This is a genomic window from Embleya sp. NBC_00896, from assembly GCF_045207785.1.
Classification (GTDB): domain Bacteria; phylum Actinomycetota; class Actinomycetes; order Streptomycetales; family Streptomycetaceae; genus Embleya.
Map to the genome: position 1 here is coordinate 5660404 of NZ_CP108776.1, position 15129 is coordinate 5675532.

Here is a 15129-nt window from a genome sequence, read left to right on the forward strand (position 1 = left end):
GACCGTGGTGGTTCGTCGCGTCCTTCGTTCAACCGTGACGACCGTAGCGGTGGCGCTTCGCGTCCGCCGTACCGTTCCGACCGCCCCGAGCGTTCGGACCGCCCGGCCCGCGACGACCGCGGCGGCTCGCGTCCTCCCTTCCGGTCGGACCGGCCGGAGCGTTCGGACCGTCCCGCGCGGGACGATCGTGGTGGCAGCCGTCCGTCGTTCGGCAACCGTGACGACCGTGGTGGCTCGCGCCCCTCGTTCAACCGCGACGACCGCGGCGGGGACCGTCGTCCCCCGGCCGGCCGTGACGACCGTGGCGGGCGTCCCTCCTTCGGGGACCGCGACCGTGGCAGCCGTCCGTCCTATGGCAACCGTGACGACCGTGGCGGCAGCCGTCCGTCGTTCGACCGTCGGGACGAGCCGGGCTATGTGCCCGTCGAGCGGATGTTCATCCCCGAGGACGTGCAGGCCGAGGAGCTCGGTGCGGAAGCGCGCCAGGAGCTGCGTGGGCTGCCCAAGACCCTCGCGGACGAGGTTGCCCGCAACCTGGTGATGATCGGCCGTACGGTCGACGAGGACCCCGAGCTGGCGTACAAGTACGCGAAGGTCGCGCTGCGGCTCGCCTCGCGGGTCGCCGCCGTGCGGGAGGCCGCCGGCATCGCCGCGTACATGGCCGGTGCGTACGCCGAGGCGCTGTCCGAGCTGCGTGCGGCTCGTCGGATGACCGGTTCGAGCGAGCACTGGGCCGTCATGGCCGACTGCGAGCGCGGCCTGGGCCGTCCGGAGCGTGCGCTGCAGATGGCGGGCGCGGACGAGGTCAAGGAGTTGGACAAGGCCGCGCAGATCGAGCTGCGGATCGTCGCCGCCGGTGCGCGTCGCGACCTGGACCAGCTCGACGCGGCCGTGGTCACGCTTCAGGTGCCGGAGCTCAACTCGGCTTCGACCAATCCGTGGGTGGCGCGGCTTCGGTTCGCGTACGCCGACGCGTTGGCGGCCGTGGGTCGGGACGACGAGGCGCGCGACTGGTTCGGTCGGGCCGCCGAGGCGGACACGACCGGCGAGACCGGTGCGGCCGAGCGGGTCGCGGAGATCGACGGGCTCGACTTCACGGACGCGCTCGACCCCGACGCGGACGACGATGACGACGCCTACATCGAGGACTCGGCCTCCGACGCGGTCGAGGAGGACGAGGACGACGCGGTCGACATCGACGAGTCGGACGACGAGTTCGACGACGAAGACGACGACGAAGACGACGAAGACCACGACGCCGACGACCTCGACGAGGGCGACGATGTCGAGGCGGCCGACGCGGACGAGGCTCAGGCTTCCGACGCGGACGCGGTCGAGGACGACGAGCCCGTCGCGGACAAGCAGGACTGATTCGGTACCGCCTCCGGCGGTGGCATGGCAATGAATGGCCATGAGAAGGGCCCGGCACACTCGTGCCGGGCCCTTCTCGCGTTGGGGCATGGTCGATGGGCCTAGTCGATGTCGAGGCTGCGCAGAACCAGGCCGGTGGCGGGCTTGGGGCCGAAGGACGTGGACTTGCGGGGCATGCGGATGTCCTGCTCGGCCAGGCTTCGGACCACGCGTTCGTTGGTGGGGCGCATCAGGATCGCGGTGCCGCCGGTGTGGGCGGCCTGGCGGACGGCGGCGGTCGCGTCGTGGACGTACGTGATGTTGTCCCAGTTGTCCGGGACATGCCATACGTGTTCGAGCAGGGCCGCGTGCAGGACCGTGGCGTCGAGGCCGCGCCACACCGCCGGGCGGTCGGGGCGGATCGTGGTTTCGAGCAGGTCCGGGTCGGGGCCGGTGAGCAGGTGGAAGTGGCGGTCGCCGGCGAGCAGGAAGGCCGGACCCGTGGCCTGGTCGAGCGCCCACAGGGCGGCGGGGAGGGTGCCGTCGAGCGGGCGGGCCAGGAACGCGCCCGCGCCGGCGTCGCCGTAGGTGGCCAGCGCGTTCAGGGCGTCGGCCGGGCGCAGGTTCGGCAGGACGCGATGGATCGCGCCGACCCGCAGCGGGTGCCGGATGGTGTCCACGAGCAGTACCAGGCCGCGGTCCCACGGGCCGGGGCCGCGGCCGTCCGCGTGCGCGCGCTCGCGCATCCTGGCGTAGGCGGCCCAGCGGTGGTGGCCGTCGGCGATCAGCGCGCGGCGGTGGGCGAGGTCCTCGCGAATCGTGGTGAGCGCGTTCCTGTCGGTGACCGCCCACAGGCGGTGCCGGATGCCGTCGGGGGTGCGCAGGCCGAGGAGCGGCGGCTGGTGCGTGGTTTGCTCGACCACGTCGGAGGCGCGGCCGCCGCCGGTGTACACGAGCAGGATCGGCTCGGGGTTGGCCGAGAGTTCGGTCATGATCGCGGCGCGGTCGGCGACCGGGCCGGGCATCACGTCCTCGTGCGGCAGGACCGCGGAGTCGAGGGACAGCGCGCCTATGAGGCCGCGCTGGATCGAGTTGTGGTCGCGCTGCTCGTACACGTACAGCCCGGGCGTCGGATCGGGGCGCAGCGCGCCCTCGGCCAGCCACGTGCGCAGCGTGCTGCCCGCGTGGCTGGCGCTGCGGGGGAGGACGAGCCGCACGATGTTGTGCGGATCGGCGCCCTCCAGCGCGGGCACGCCGCCGGGCTCGACCACGTCGTACGGTGGCGAGGTCACCGATGCGACGTCCCCCACGTGTTCCGGGTCGTAGCGGAGCCCACGGAAAGGGGCCAGGTCGAGGCCGCTCGGCACTGCGTCGTCCATGGCCGAATGTTACGGGCCCGGACCCGGGCAAGATCAGGACATCCGATGTCGGGGGATGCCGGGTTGTCGAGTTGCGGGAGGGCATCATGGCGATGGCACAGGGAGCGGATGGGGCGAACGGGGCGAATGGTGTGCCCGCGGGTGACGTGTACGACTGGTATCGGCGCGGGGTGGAGTTGCTCGCCTCGGGGAATCCCGCCGCTGCGGCGCAGTTGCTGGCGCGGGCGGCGGATGTGGCGCCGGAGTCGCGCAGTGTCCGGGAGGCGTTGGCGCGGGCCTGGTTCGACTCGGGCAGACACGGTGAGGCGCTGCGGCATTTTCGTGCGGTGGCCGAGTCGGATCCGGCGGACGACTACGCCCAGTTCGGCTGGGGGTTGTCCGCCGCGCGGATCGGGGACTTCGAGACGGCCGTCGAGCACTTGGCGCTCGCGGTCGCGATGCGGCCCGACACGAAGCACTATCGGACCGCCCTCGCCCAGGCGCGGGCGACGTTGCGCGCGCGGGCCGGCGCGTACGGGAAGATCGGGCAGGACGGCGGGGACGGGAACGACGGGAGCGACGACGCGTGAGCGGCAAGGACACCTCGGCAGATTCGGGTGACTCGACGGGATTCGGCGGGGGCGGGGCGGCGGTGGAGTTGGCGCGGGCGTACGACGTCGCGCTGCTCGATCTCGACGGCGTCGTGTACACGGGGGCGCGGGCGGTTCCGCACGCGGTGGAGGCGCTGACCGAGGCGCGGAAGCGGGGGATGGGGCTCGCGTTCGTGACGAACAACGCGGCCCGCACTCCCAAGACGGTGGCCGGGCACCTGGTCGAGTTGGGCGTCCCGGCCGAGCCCGAGGACGTGGTGACGTCGGCTCAGGCGGCGGCGCGGGTGGTCGCGGAGCGAGTCCCCGCGGGGGCGTCGGTGCTCGTCGTCGGCGGCGAGGGCCTCGAGGTGGCGCTGCTGGAGCGCGGGCTTGTGCCGGTGCGGTCGGCGGACGACGAGCCGGCGGCGGTGGTCCAGGGGTTCGCGCCGGACGTGGACTGGAAGGTGCTCGCGGAGGCGTCGTACGCGGTCGGGCGCGGGGTGTTCTGGGTGGCCTCCAACGCGGACCTGACGATTCCGACCGAGCGCGGGATCGCTCCGGGCAACGGGGCACTGGTGGGCGTGGTGCGCGCGGCGACCGGCGCGGAGCCGGTGGTCGCGGGCAAGCCGGAGTTGCCGCTGCACCGGGAGACGATCCTGCGCACCGGCGCGAAGCGGCCCCTGGTGGTCGGCGACCGCCTCGACACCGACATCGAGGGCGCGCGCAACGCGGGCGTGGACAGCCTCCTGGTACTCACCGGTGTCACCACGCCGGAGGGCCTGCTGGCGGCCGAGGAGGGCCGTCGTCCCACCTTCGTCGCCGAGGATCTGAGGGCCCTGCTGACCGCCCCGGTGACGGCGACCCGTGACGGCGACACCTGGACCTGCGGCGGCTGGTCGGCGCGGGTCGCGGACGAGACCCTGACCATCGAGGGCGCGGGCTCGCGCGTCGACGGCCTGCGCGCGGCGTGCGCGGCGACTTGGGCCGCGGACTCGCCGGTGGACACCACCGGCGTCACAACCCGCTTGGGTTTTCCGGCCACGGCACTGGCGCCCGGGCTCACACCAGCTTCCGCAACACCAACAAATCCCTGAACGAAGCCTCCAACTTCACCCGCCCCTTCGCCCAGGCCGCCGCGAAGTTCAGGTCTCCCGCGACCAAAGCGACCAGGTCGTCACCCGACATGGTGAGCCGGATCTGGGCCTTCTCGGCCCGCGGTTCGGTGTCGATGTCGTGCAGTGCGCCGTCGCGCAGCTGTCCGGCGAAGGTGACCCGCAGGTCCGTCACGTGGCAGCTCAGGCTGCGGTTGAGCTGGGTGGCCTTGCGGGTGTCGCCCTCCGCTCGGCCCATCTTGGCGGACAGTTCCTCGAGGGCCGTGCGGCACTCTTCGACGGTGGCCATGCGGGCGTGTCCCTTCCTTCGGATCCGGTTGGCGACCGTACCCCACGCGGAGTGACGGAATTCGGTGGCGGGTCGGGGCCGGGTGCGGATCGCGTGGCCGGTGGGGGTTCGGTTGATCCGTCCGGCGCTTCGTTGTGCGGGGATGTCGTTGCTTCCGGTCCCGCGCCGGTCGAGACGGTAGCGTCGGGGCAGACCGATCATCGCCGTTCGTACCGCCGCGCAGGCACGGTACGGCGGCCGGAGCAGGAAGGCAGGCGCCGGTTCATGCGAGACGTCGTTCGCAGTTACCTTCAGATCGCCAGTGGCTTGACCGAGATGACGAAGCAGCGCGTCACGGAGGTCGCCAAGGTCCTTGTGGAGCGCAGCGGGATCGACCTGGACCAGGTCCCCAATCAGGCGCAGGAGCTGCCGCAGTACGTGCAGCAGGTCGCCGAGGAGCTGTACGAGACCGGCAAGGCCAACCGTGACCTGCTCGTCGGCATCGTGCGCGGCGAGGTGGACAAGGCGCTGTCGCGGTCGAAGCCGTGGACCAAGGACCTGATCCGGGCCGAGGAGGAGATCACCCGGCTCAAGGGGCGGGTGACCGACCTGGAGCACCGGCTCGCCCGGGCGTCCACGCCGCGCGTGCCGCGTACGCCGGTTCCCGTCGCCGCCGAGGAGGCGCCGGCGCCCGTCGCCAAGCCCGCTGCCAAGCCCGTCGCCAAGAAGGCCGCGGCGAAGAAGACCGCGGCGAAGAAGACCGCCGACAAGCCGCCGGTCCCGAGCGCGACCGTGGCCGACAACGCCGCGGCGCCGCCGGCCGGGCCGCGCAAGCCGGCGCGCAAGACGAACGGCACCGCCGCGAAGAAGTCCACGCCGGCGAAGAAGGCCACCCACAAGCCGGCTGCCGAGCCGGACGACGCGTCGTGAGCGAGTACGCGGACCTGGTGGCATCGGTCACGGGACCCGTCGCCGCCGAGCCCACGGCCGCCGTGATCGAGCCGTTGGACGTCGACCCGCCGCGGCCCACCGGGGACGCGCGGGTGGACGGCGCGTTGTCCATCCTGAGCCGTGTGGGTGACCTGCCCACCGACGCGCACGGACCGGTGTACGAGGATGTCCACCGAGGACTCCGGGACACCCTGGCGGAACTGGACCGATAGGTCCCGAAGCGAGCGAGCCGACCGAATCGGCCGCGCGGGGTCCGGGCAGTCCTTGATGGAGCTTTGATCCACGCGTGTAGTACGCCAGTTGTACACACCCGGTACTCGTCGACGACCGACGACTTCGGGCAACCCTTCGGCACAACCCAGGAACGGCAGGCACGACCGGTGGCACGACGCAGGCTCGACGCCGAGCTGGTGCGCAGGGGACTCGCGCGGTCCCGCGACCACGCGAGCGAACTGATCGCGGCGGGGCGGGTGACGGTGGGCGGCCAGGCCGCGACGAAGGCCGCCACCCAGGTCGACGCGGGGGCGGCCGTCGTGGTCGCCGCCGACGACGGCGATCCCGACTACGTCTCGCGCGGCGGGCACAAACTCGCGGGCGCGCTCGCCGCGTTCACGCCGCTCGGCCTGGTGGTCGAGGGGCGGCGCTGCATCGACGCGGGCGCGTCCACGGGCGGGTTCACCGATGTGCTCCTTCGGGCGGGCGCGGCGCACGTGGTCGCGGTCGACGTCGGGTACGGGCAGCTCGCGTGGGTGCTGCGCAGCGACGATCGGGTGACCGTGCGGGACCGCACCAACGTGCGCGAGCTGACGCCCGATCAGGTGGGTCCGGCGGCCGATCTGGTGGTGGGCGACCTGTCGTTCATCTCGCTCGGGCTGGTGCTGCCCGCCCTGGTGCGCTGCTCCGCGCCGGACGCGGACCTGGTCATGATGGTGAAGCCGCAGTTCGAGGTGGGTCGCGAACGGCTCGGCGCGGGCGGGGTGGTGCGCGATCCGGCGTTGCGGGCCGAGGCGGTGCGCACGGTCGCGGACCAGGCCGCGAAGACCGGCCTCGGGGTGCTCGGGGTGACCGCGTCGCCGCTGCCGGGGCCGTCGGGGAACGTCGAGTACTTCTTGTGGATGCGGGCCGGTGCGCCCGAGTTGGACCCGGCGGACGTCGATCGGGCGGTTGCCGAGGGTCCGCGGTGAACGGCGCGCACGATAACGTCACGGCGTACGGGTACGGCTGCGGTCGATTCGATGCGGACGAGGGGATACGGGCATGAACGATCGCACGGTGTTGGTGGTGACGCACACCGGCCGACCTGCGGCGCTGCGGAGCGCGCGACTGGTCGTGGAACGGTTGGTCGCGGCGGGTCTGGACGTGCGGGTGCTCGAACCGGAGGCGGACGACCTGGCCCTGCCGGGTGCGATCGTCGTGCCCGTCGAGCCGGACGCCGCGAAGGGTTGTGAGCTCGCGATCGTGCTCGGCGGCGACGGCACGCTGCTGCGCGGGGCGGAGCTGGTGCGGGACGCCCAGGTGCCGATGCTCGGGGTCAACCTGGGCCGGGTCGGCTTCCTGGCCGAGGCCGAGCGCGAGGACCTGAACGACGTCGTGGAGCGGGTCGTGGCGCGCGACTACGACGTCGAGGAGCGGATGACGCTCGACGTGGTGGTGCGGGTCAACGGCGAGATCGTGCACACGAACTGGGCGCTGAACGAGGCCGCGATCGAGAAGGCCTCGCGCGAGCGGATGCTGGAGCTGGTCGCCGAGGTCGACGGCCGGCCGCTGTCGCGCTGGGGCTGTGACGGGGTCGTGTGCGCGACGCCGACGGGTTCGACCGCGTACGCGTTCTCCGGTGGCGGGCCGATCGTGTGGCCCGAGGTCGAGGCGTTGATCATGGTGCCGATCAGCGCGCACGCGTTGTTCGCGCGACCGGTGGTCGTCTCGCCGAATTCGGTGCTCGCGCTCGAGCTCGCGGCGGAGACGCCGCCCGGCGCGTTGTGGTGCGACGGCAGGCGCACGGTACACCTGCCGGCGGGGGCGCGGGTGGAGGTGCGTCGGGGTACGCAGCCGATTCGGCTCGCGCGCCTGCATCGGGCGCCGTTCACGGATCGCCTGGTGGCCAAGTTCGCGCTGCCGGTGAAGGGCTGGCGCGGGCGGGCGTGAGGCGGTTGTCGCGGCGGAGCGCGGCTTGTCGCGCCGGGGCTGATCCGATGTGGCTGCCGTAGGGCGTCGCCGGCTCGTGTGGTGGTCGGTTCGTGGGATGAACGCACGCCGATGAACCGCAGTCGTCGCGTGTAGTCCCCGCGACCTCGTAGTGTCGTCTCGTGCTCGAAGAGATGCGGATACAGGGTCTGGGCGTCATCGAAGACGCCGTCGTCGAGCTCGCGCCGGGCTTCACCGTGGTCACGGGCGAGACCGGCGCCGGCAAGACCATGGTGGTCACCGGCCTCGGGTTGTTGTTCGGCGGGCGGGCCGATCCCGGGTTGGTGCGCAACGGCACCGGCAAAGCCCTCGTGGAGGGGCGACTGAGCGTGCCGGCGGACTCGCCGGCGGGCCGGCGGGCGGCCGATGCCGGTGCCGAGGTGGAGGACGGCGAGTTGTTGCTCGCGCGTACCGTCTCGGCCGAGGGGCGTTCACGCGCGCACGTCGGCGGCCGGGCCGCGCCGATCGGATTGTTGACGGATCTCGCCGACGATCTGATCGCCGTGCACGGCCAGACCGACCAGCAGCGGCTGCTGCGTCCGGCTCGGCAGCGCGGCGCGCTCGACCGCTACGCCGGCGAGGCGGTGTCGGTCCCGCTGAAGGCGTACGGCGGCGTGTATCGGCGGTTGCGCGAGGTGAGCGCCGAGCTGGAGGAGATCACCACACTGGCGCGGGAGCGCGCGCAGGAGGCCGACCTCTTGCGGTTCGGCCTGACCGAGATCGAACAGGTGGCGCCGCAACCCGGCGAGGACACCGCCCTGGCTGCGGAGACCGAGCGGCTCGGCCACGCCGACGCGTTGCGGACGGCGGCGACGACGGCGCACGAGGCGCTGCTCGGCGACCCGGAGACCGGCTCCGACGCCGTGGACGCCTCGACGCTGCTGGGCGCCGCGCAGCGGGTCGTGGAGGCCGTGCGCACGCACGACGCGACGCTCGGGGCGTTGGCCGATCGGCTCGGCGAGGTCGGGTATCTGGTGTCGGACGTCGCGACGGAGCTGGCCTCGTACGCGGCCGGCGTGGACGCGGATCCGGTCCGGCTCGAGGTGGCGGAGGAGCGGCGGGCGGCGCTGACCGGGCTGACCCGCAAGTACGGCGCGAGCATCGACGAGGTGTTGGCCTGGGCCGAGCGCTCGGCCGCGCGGCTCGCCGAGCTGGACGGCGACGACGACCGCACCGAGGAGCTGACCGCCGAACGCGACGCGTTGCGGGCGGAGTTGGCGGTGCTGGCCGGCGAGGTGTCGGCGGGGCGGCACGACGCGGCGGAGCGGTTCGCGGGCGCGGTCACGGGCGAGTTGACGGCGTTGGCGATGCCGTACGCGCGGGTGAGCGTGGCCATCGGCGGGGTCGACGCGCCGGACGGGCTGGAGGTCGGCGGACGGACGCTGGCCTATGGCCCGATGGGCGTCGACGAGGTCGAGTTGCAGCTGTCCCCGCATCCGGGTGCGCCGCCGCGGGCGTTGGCCAAGGGCGCGTCGGGCGGTGAGCTGTCCCGGGTGATGCTCGCGGTCGAGGTGGTGTTCGCGGGCGCCGACCCGGTGCCGACGTTCGTCTTCGACGAGGTAGACCAGGGCGTCGGCGGCAAGGCCGCGGTCGAGGTGGGCCGGCGACTGGCCCGGTTGGCGCGGGTGGCCCAGGTGATCGTGGTGACGCACCTGCCCCAGGTGGCGGCGTTCGCCGATCGACACCTGGTGGTGGAGAAGTCGAGCGACGGCACGGTCACCCGGTCGGGCGTGGTGACCTTGGACGACGCGGCCCGGGTGCGGGAACTGTCCCGGATGCTGGCCGGGTTGGAGGACTCGGAACTGGGCCGCGCGCACGCGGAGGAGCTGCTGGCCACCGCGGCGGGGGCCAAGCGGGAGGACTGAGAACCGGCGTCGGCCGGCGGGACGGGTGTTCGGGGCCGCCGCCACCCCTCCCGCGTTCTACCGCTGCGCGCCGCGCGGCGCTGCTCGTCCTCGCGCTGGCGGCGGCAACTCCCCTCCTGCCACGACGCTTTCGCACCGAGGACGAATTGGTCTCGGAGTTCGGAACGGGGGAGACCGTCGACGAGCCGGAGTCGGCGGGGTACCCGGAGTCGGCGGGGTACTGAACAGGGTGGGCCGTGGCCCTCGGTGGGGTCGACCGTCGCGACGGCCGACCCCACCGGCGGCCTCACCGCCGACCCGCGAGGTCGCGGCTACGCCGTGCTGATCCGCCAGTCGGCGACGTGGTCGGCGCGGTTGTAGTAGGCGTTGGTGCACACGTCGTACTTGTCACCGGCCGGGCCGACGTTGTTGGTCTCCAGGAAGCCGCCGTTGTCGCCGTACGTGTTCCACAGGTGGACCACGTCACCCGCGCGGACGTAGCGGTCCTGCGGGGAGGACGTCTGGGCGAAGATCCGCCACCGTCCGGTCCCCGGGGCGCGGTCCTTGGTCTGCGAGGTGGACACGTCGTACTTGGCGCCGGCCGACTGCTGGAGGGTGCTCGCGTGGTTGTTGGTGTCGAGGTACCCGCCGTCGCCGCCGTAGAGGTTGCGCAGGTAGATCAGGTCGCCGCTCTCCACCGGCTGGCCGACGGCCTTGCCCGACGCGGACTGGACCTCCCACGTGCCGGTGCCGATCCCGCGGTCGGGGGAGTCGGAGGTGGCCACGCCGTACTTGGCGCCGACCAGGGGGCTGGGGTTGATGCTGTCGAGGTATCCGCCGTTGAAGCTCTTGTAGCCGTTCAGCAGATGGATCCGGGTGCCGTACGTGATCTCGTTCGCCATCGGGCTTCCCCTTTGTTGATGACATCGACGTTGTGGTTGCCGTGCTCCTCGCGCCGAACGAACGCCCTTTGTTGCCGCTGCGCCCTGTTGCCGCTGCGTCTTGTCGGCACCGCGTCTTGTCGGCACTGCGTTCCGCCCGGCGGACCCGTCCCGGACGCACCCCTCATCGCGACGTGACTTTCCGCGATCGAGAAAGTGCGGAACGTGACGACTCTCTGCGAACGTAGCCCACTCACCGCGACCCTCCGAGGGGTCACGGGAAGGTTGGCCGGATCGGTTCGCCGTGGCCGAAAGTCGCGTTACGGGCTTGGCAGCAGCGTGGTGAGGGGGAACGCGGTGGTGTCCGCCGCGGGGCGGGAGAGATGCAGGGCGGTGTGGAAGTGGCCGTCGGTCTCCTTGCCGGTCGGGTCGTCGCCGGCCGCGGTGACCGCGTCGATGGCGTATCGCTGCTCCTGGACGCTGGTGAAGCGGCGTTGCCGGAAGGTGCGCGGAGTGTCCTTCTCGGTGACCAGACCGTGGGCGGTGAGGCCGTCGGCGATGGTGCGGTAGGAGCCGGTGCGCAGGACGAACGCGGCCACCCACACGCCGTCTCGGGCGCCGTCCAGGAGCGGGCGGAAGCTGCGGGGGGACAGGAAGCTGGCTCCGCCGGTGATGGTGATCAGGCGGGTGTGTCGGGCGGCACGGAGCAGCTCCGCACTGGCCGGGGCGGTCTCCAGGTTCTCGCCGAAGCCCTCGTCCAGCAGGCCGACGGCGCGCGCGTAGGCGACGGCGTTGCCGGCCACGTCGAGGCCGATGGTTCGGACCGCGTCGGGGCGGCGGTGGGCCGCGTACCAGGCGCGATCCCATGCGATCAGCTCGGCGGTGGTGAGGGCGGCCGCGTGGGCGGAGGTGTAGTGGGCGTAGAGGTCGTCCAGCGTCAGGTCGTGGTTGAGCAGCGCGGCGTTGACGCCGTACGAGCAGCAGATGTCGAGCACGGTGATCGGCGGCGCGTCGGGTCGGGCGTCGGGCGGCCGGGCCGCGACCAGGCGCCGGAAGATCTCCTGGGCGTGGTGCGGCGTTTGGTAGTCCCACGCCCCCAACGCTCGGAAGAAGGCCCGCGGATCCGGCTGGTCGTAGATGTCGTCGAACCGGGTCATCGCCTCCTGGCGGGGGCCGGGGGTCGATTCGCCATCCGTGCTCTCCGAACGAGCCATCACACGCACCTCTCCTGCTTGAAGTGTTGCCGTCTGTGGTCTTTCGACCGAACGCCATCGAGCAAACCAGCAGCGGCCGCCGCATGCGATGGGAACGGCCGGAGCGAATCGACCGCGGTCACCGTGCGTCGAGGCTTTCGTAGACCCTCAGGATCTGGTCGACGGTGTCGGATTCGTCGGGCCAGGCCTGTGCCCGGGCTCGGCCGGCCTCGCCGAGGGCCGCGCGGCGGCCGTCGTCGGCGAGCAGTGCGGAGACCGCGTCGGCGAGGGCGTCCGCGTCGCCGTGGGGCACGAGCACCGCGGCGTCGCCCAGGAGTTCGGGCAGACCGCCGACCGCGGTCGCGACGAGCGGTACGCCCGCCCGCAGTGCCTCCTGCGCGGCCAGTGAGCGGGCTTCCCATTGGGAGGGGAGTACCGCGACGTCCGCCGCGGACAGCAGGTCGGCGATGTCGTCGCGGTGCCCGAGCAGCCGCACCGGCAGGTGCTCGGCGTCGATGCGGGCCTGTAGGTCCTCGCGCAGCGGACCGTCGCCGGCGATGGCGACCAGCGGCACCGGATCGAGCGCGGTCCACCGCCGGGCGGCGTCCAGCAGCAGCGGGTACGACTTCTGCGGCGCTAGGCGACCGACGGCCACGAGAATCGGGCGTTCGGTGCCGCCCAGTTCGGCGCGGACCGCGGCTCGGTCGCGACGGGGCGCGGGCAACAGCGGTGCGCCGACGGGGCCGAGTCGGGCGTCACCGGCGCCCAGGTGCCGCGCCCGGTCGACCAGGTCGTCGGACGCGCCCAGCACGACGTCGGCCGCGCGCACCGCGCGTTTCTCCATCAGATGCGCGGGTATCGCCCGCAGCCCGGTGGCCAGCACCGCGTTGTGCAGGGTCAGCACCAGCGGCGTACGGCCCGGACGGCGGCGCCCCAACGCCCCGGCGGCGGCGAGAGCGGCGCGCAGATTGTGGGCGTGCACGACGTGCGCGCCCGTGGCTGCCTCGCGCAGCGCCCGCGCGGTCGCCTCATCGAAGGGGTGGGGCGAGGACCCGATCTCGACCGGCACGAACCGCGCCCCGGCCGCGCCGAAGGCGAACTGTGCCTTGGTCTCGGCGGGCGCGGCGACGGTCACCGCGACGCCGTGCGCGGACAGCCCGCGAACGAGGGAGGCTACGTGGACACCGACTCCGCCGGCGGCGCTGCCGAGCAGCAGGACCACACGCAGCCGGGCCGACCCGGCGGACAACGCGGTTCCTCCCGGTTCCGGGCTGGTTCCACCGCGCGTCCGCTTCGGTGCGTGGGCGGACGGCGCCCCGGGCCCGGCAGGGCCGATCGGATCCGCGTCGGCCGTCAATCCGTCGATCTCGCTCATGCCGAAACCCTCGCGGATGACCAGCGTCCCCGCTATCCACTCTGGGCATGCGTTTGGCGAGTCGGCACGGCCGGACACCCGGCGCGGTGGAGCCGCGGTGGCGTCGTGAGACGCCGTTGGAGTGGGCGGTGGTCAGCCGATGTAGCCCAGGGCGCCGAGGGCGCCCACGCCGCCGGCGCCCATGAAGAGGGGCATCAGGAACTTGATCTCGACGCGGCTGCCGGCTCGGAAGCGCATGGCCTTGGGCGGGCCCAGCGGGTACCAGCGCTTGCGGCCTATCGGGATGGGCCACAGGATCGGGCAGCCCGAGATGGTGAGGGCGTCGCCCACGCAGTGGGTGAGCGCGCCGAGGGCGATGGGGAGGCCGACCCACCAATACTCCTGGCCGGGTTCGGTGAAGAACCAATTCGAGCCGTTGCCGGGCTTGTTCAGGACCTCGACGAGCATCCAGGCGCTGGTGGCGCCGAGGAGCCAGACCAGTACGTCACTGGACAGCCGGGCCTGCCGCCACAACAGGCCCTCGATCGCGAGCACCATGTGCACGAACAGGACGCCGAGGACACCCCAGCGCCCGCCGAACGCGCAGATCGCGGACGCGCCGGCGCCGCAGAGCAGGGCCCAGACCCACGTGTGGGTGAGCGTGCGGTGGCCGCCGTTGCGGCGGGGATCGCCCTTCTTGCGGGTGGCCTTGTAGGTGGCGCTGGAGAGGGCGTCGACGATGCCGCAGAGCACCATCGATATCGGGCCGAACGCGCGGGAGACGGTCGCGGCCTTGTGGTCCAGGTCCGGCGCGAGGGCCGCACCCGCGCAGATCAGCGCGCCGACGACGAGGACCGGCCAGGGCATCGGCCGGTCGTAGGCGTACGCGGCCGCGCCGGCCCCCATCCACGCGCTCGCTCCGGACAGTGAATGGGCCGGTCCCATCATGCGGTCGCACTCCTTTGCCGCCCGGGCGAACCCCGAGCCCGCACAGTGGGTGCAGCCTAGCGGTGGCGATCTTGCCGACGGCCGGCGTTGCGCGTGTACACGCAAGCCGGGACGAACTTGCGGACGATGACGAGGCGTTCCGAGCACGCGCCCAAGCCCACCGCACAGCCGCGGACTGGTGGCCTAGGGAAGTGTGGTCCTCCTGGTGGTGTCGCGGTGGATGTACATGGCGACGGTCAGGGCCGCCGTCAGGTCACGCGCGAAGGGCCACACCTGGGCGAACCACTCATCTCGTCACCCGAGAACGCAGCGGCCTGGACCGCTACGCGCCCGGCGCCCGGTACCGGACTTGTTCGGCTTTGCGCAGGGCATCCATGGTTTCATCGACGGTCAGGAGAACTGTCGTCTCGAACGAGCCGAGCGCGCCGCCGCCACTGATCGCCAGCGCAACCGCGGCCATGGACACGTTGTCGGGGGCCTCCCACAGGTTGTAGCCGTCGTGCGTGCCGAACGCGTACCAGAAGCCATGGAGCTTCCCACCGACGGACTCGATGTACGCCTGAGCGGCCTTTGCGCGGTCCTCGGGGTGGACGATCAGCCTCGCCCAAGTCTCCGGTGTGTAGCTGAACCTCGATAGATAGAGCGGCATCATGTCTCCCTTTCGTTCCGCCAAGGGATGCCCCGGCGGGGCGGGAAACGCACCGGATGCGGCCGCGTATCCCCCGAACGGCTCCGGCCCTGCACTGCCCACGCGTGCGAGCTACTCCATCCCACAACCCGAGAACGCATCAGCCCTGGTCTGCGGCGCGAACGCTTCCACCTCCACGACTCGCGAACGCCCAGCGGACACGACAGTGGCCCACCTCGAACCGAAGGCGGGCCACGTGCGTTGGCGATGGGTGTCAGACCTGCTTGAGGGATCGGATGAAGGTTTCCCAGGTGTTGGCGGCGAAGTGGAAGGCACCTCGGGCAGGGTCCTTCGAGTCACGTATCGCCATCGAGGTGCCCTCGAAGTAGGCGCCCTCAACGCATTGTCCGCCCGAGTTGTTGCTGTAGCTGGACTTGAACCAGGTGGTGCCGGGCGTGGAGGTCATCG

Annotated in this window: 16 protein-coding genes; 8 read left to right on the plus strand and 8 right to left on the minus strand. The window is 72.4% G+C overall.

The window, feature by feature from the left end; genetic code table 11:
• Positions 1-432: 432 nt before the first annotated feature.
• Positions 433-1371 carry a hypothetical protein gene (locus tag OG928_RS25690; protein ID WP_406291205.1) on the plus strand — a complete coding sequence of 313 codons (939 nt, stop codon included), beginning with the start codon at positions 433-435 and terminating at the stop codon, positions 1369-1371.
• Positions 1372-1472: 101 nt separating this feature from the next.
• Here OG928_RS25690 and OG928_RS25695 read toward each other — a convergent pair whose 3' ends face one another.
• Entirely contained in the window at positions 1473-2729 is a 1257-nt protein-coding gene (locus OG928_RS25695) for a DUF1015 family protein (RefSeq protein ID WP_406287816.1), read from the minus strand.
• 86 nt (positions 2730-2815) lie between these two features.
• On the opposite strand from OG928_RS25695, the gene OG928_RS25700 reads away from it, so the two are divergent.
• Together OG928_RS25700 and OG928_RS25705 are read left to right on the plus strand one after the other, a co-directional pair.
• On the plus strand, positions 2816-3298 hold the full coding sequence (locus tag OG928_RS25700) for a tetratricopeptide repeat protein (RefSeq protein ID WP_406287818.1): 483 nt from the start codon (positions 2816-2818) through the stop codon (positions 3296-3298).
• Positions 3295-4392, plus strand: a complete 1098-nt coding sequence (locus tag OG928_RS25705) for an HAD-IIA family hydrolase (RefSeq protein WP_406287820.1) — start codon at positions 3295-3297, stop codon at positions 4390-4392. Before OG928_RS25700 ends, OG928_RS25705 begins: the two co-directional genes overlap by 4 nt.
• On the opposite strand, the gene OG928_RS25710 is transcribed toward OG928_RS25705, so the two are convergent.
• Entirely contained in the window at positions 4358-4699 is a 342-nt protein-coding gene (locus OG928_RS25710) for an alkyl sulfatase C-terminal domain-containing protein (RefSeq protein WP_406287822.1), read from the minus strand. The genes OG928_RS25705 and OG928_RS25710 overlap by 35 nt on opposite strands.
• 306 nt (positions 4700-5005) lie before the next feature.
• Between OG928_RS25710 and OG928_RS25715 the strand changes: the two genes are divergently transcribed.
• The 5 genes from OG928_RS25715 to recN all read left to right on the plus strand — a co-directional run bounded on the left by OG928_RS25715 (position 5006) and on the right by recN (position 9678).
• Complete coding sequence (locus tag OG928_RS25715; RefSeq protein WP_406287824.1) at positions 5006-5608, plus strand: hypothetical protein; 603 nt, start codon at positions 5006-5008, stop codon at positions 5606-5608.
• Entirely contained in the window at positions 5605-5841 is a 237-nt protein-coding gene (locus tag OG928_RS25720; protein ID WP_406287825.1) for a hypothetical protein, read from the plus strand. The genes OG928_RS25715 and OG928_RS25720 overlap by 4 nt, the downstream gene beginning before the upstream one ends.
• Positions 5842-6009: 168 nt before the next feature.
• Positions 6010-6813: a TlyA family RNA methyltransferase gene (locus OG928_RS25725; protein WP_406287827.1), complete on the plus strand. Its 804-nt coding sequence runs from the start codon at positions 6010-6012 to the stop codon at positions 6811-6813.
• Between the two features lie 73 nt (positions 6814-6886).
• Positions 6887-7774 (plus strand): NAD kinase, encoded by an 888-nt coding sequence (locus OG928_RS25730; RefSeq protein ID WP_406287828.1) that lies wholly within the window; start codon positions 6887-6889, stop codon positions 7772-7774.
• 173 nt (positions 7775-7947) lie between these two features.
• The gene (gene recN / locus OG928_RS25735) at positions 7948-9678 is read left to right on the plus strand and encodes a DNA repair protein RecN (RefSeq protein ID WP_406291206.1); all 1731 of its coding nucleotides are present in this window, start codon (positions 7948-7950) and stop codon (positions 9676-9678) included.
• A 311-nt stretch (positions 9679-9989) separates the two neighbouring features.
• On the opposite strand, the gene OG928_RS25740 is transcribed toward recN, so the two are convergent.
• From OG928_RS25740 to OG928_RS25765, 6 genes are all read right to left on the minus strand, one after another.
• On the minus strand, positions 9990-10559 hold the full coding sequence (locus tag OG928_RS25740; protein WP_406287830.1) for a hypothetical protein: 570 nt from the start codon (positions 10557-10559) through the stop codon (positions 9990-9992).
• 299 nt (positions 10560-10858) lie between these two features.
• Positions 10859-11752 carry a hypothetical protein gene (locus OG928_RS25745; protein ID WP_406287832.1) on the minus strand — a complete coding sequence of 298 codons (894 nt, stop codon included), beginning with the start codon at positions 11750-11752 and terminating at the stop codon, positions 10859-10861.
• 118 nt (positions 11753-11870) lie between these two features.
• Positions 11871-13106 carry a glycosyltransferase family 4 protein gene (locus OG928_RS25750; protein ID WP_406287833.1) on the minus strand — a complete coding sequence of 412 codons (1236 nt, stop codon included), beginning with the start codon at positions 13104-13106 and terminating at the stop codon, positions 11871-11873.
• Between the two features lie 132 nt (positions 13107-13238).
• Entirely contained in the window at positions 13239-14033 is a 795-nt protein-coding gene (locus OG928_RS25755) for a metal-dependent hydrolase (RefSeq protein WP_406287835.1), read from the minus strand.
• A 322-nt stretch (positions 14034-14355) separates the two neighbouring features.
• On the minus strand, positions 14356-14682 hold the full coding sequence (locus tag OG928_RS25760; protein ID WP_406291208.1) for a GYD domain-containing protein: 327 nt from the start codon (positions 14680-14682) through the stop codon (positions 14356-14358).
• Between the two features lie 253 nt (positions 14683-14935).
• Positions 14936-15127: a DUF397 domain-containing protein gene (locus OG928_RS25765; protein ID WP_406287837.1), complete on the minus strand. Its 192-nt coding sequence runs from the start codon at positions 15125-15127 to the stop codon at positions 14936-14938.
• Between the last annotated feature and the right edge of the window lie 2 nt (positions 15128-15129).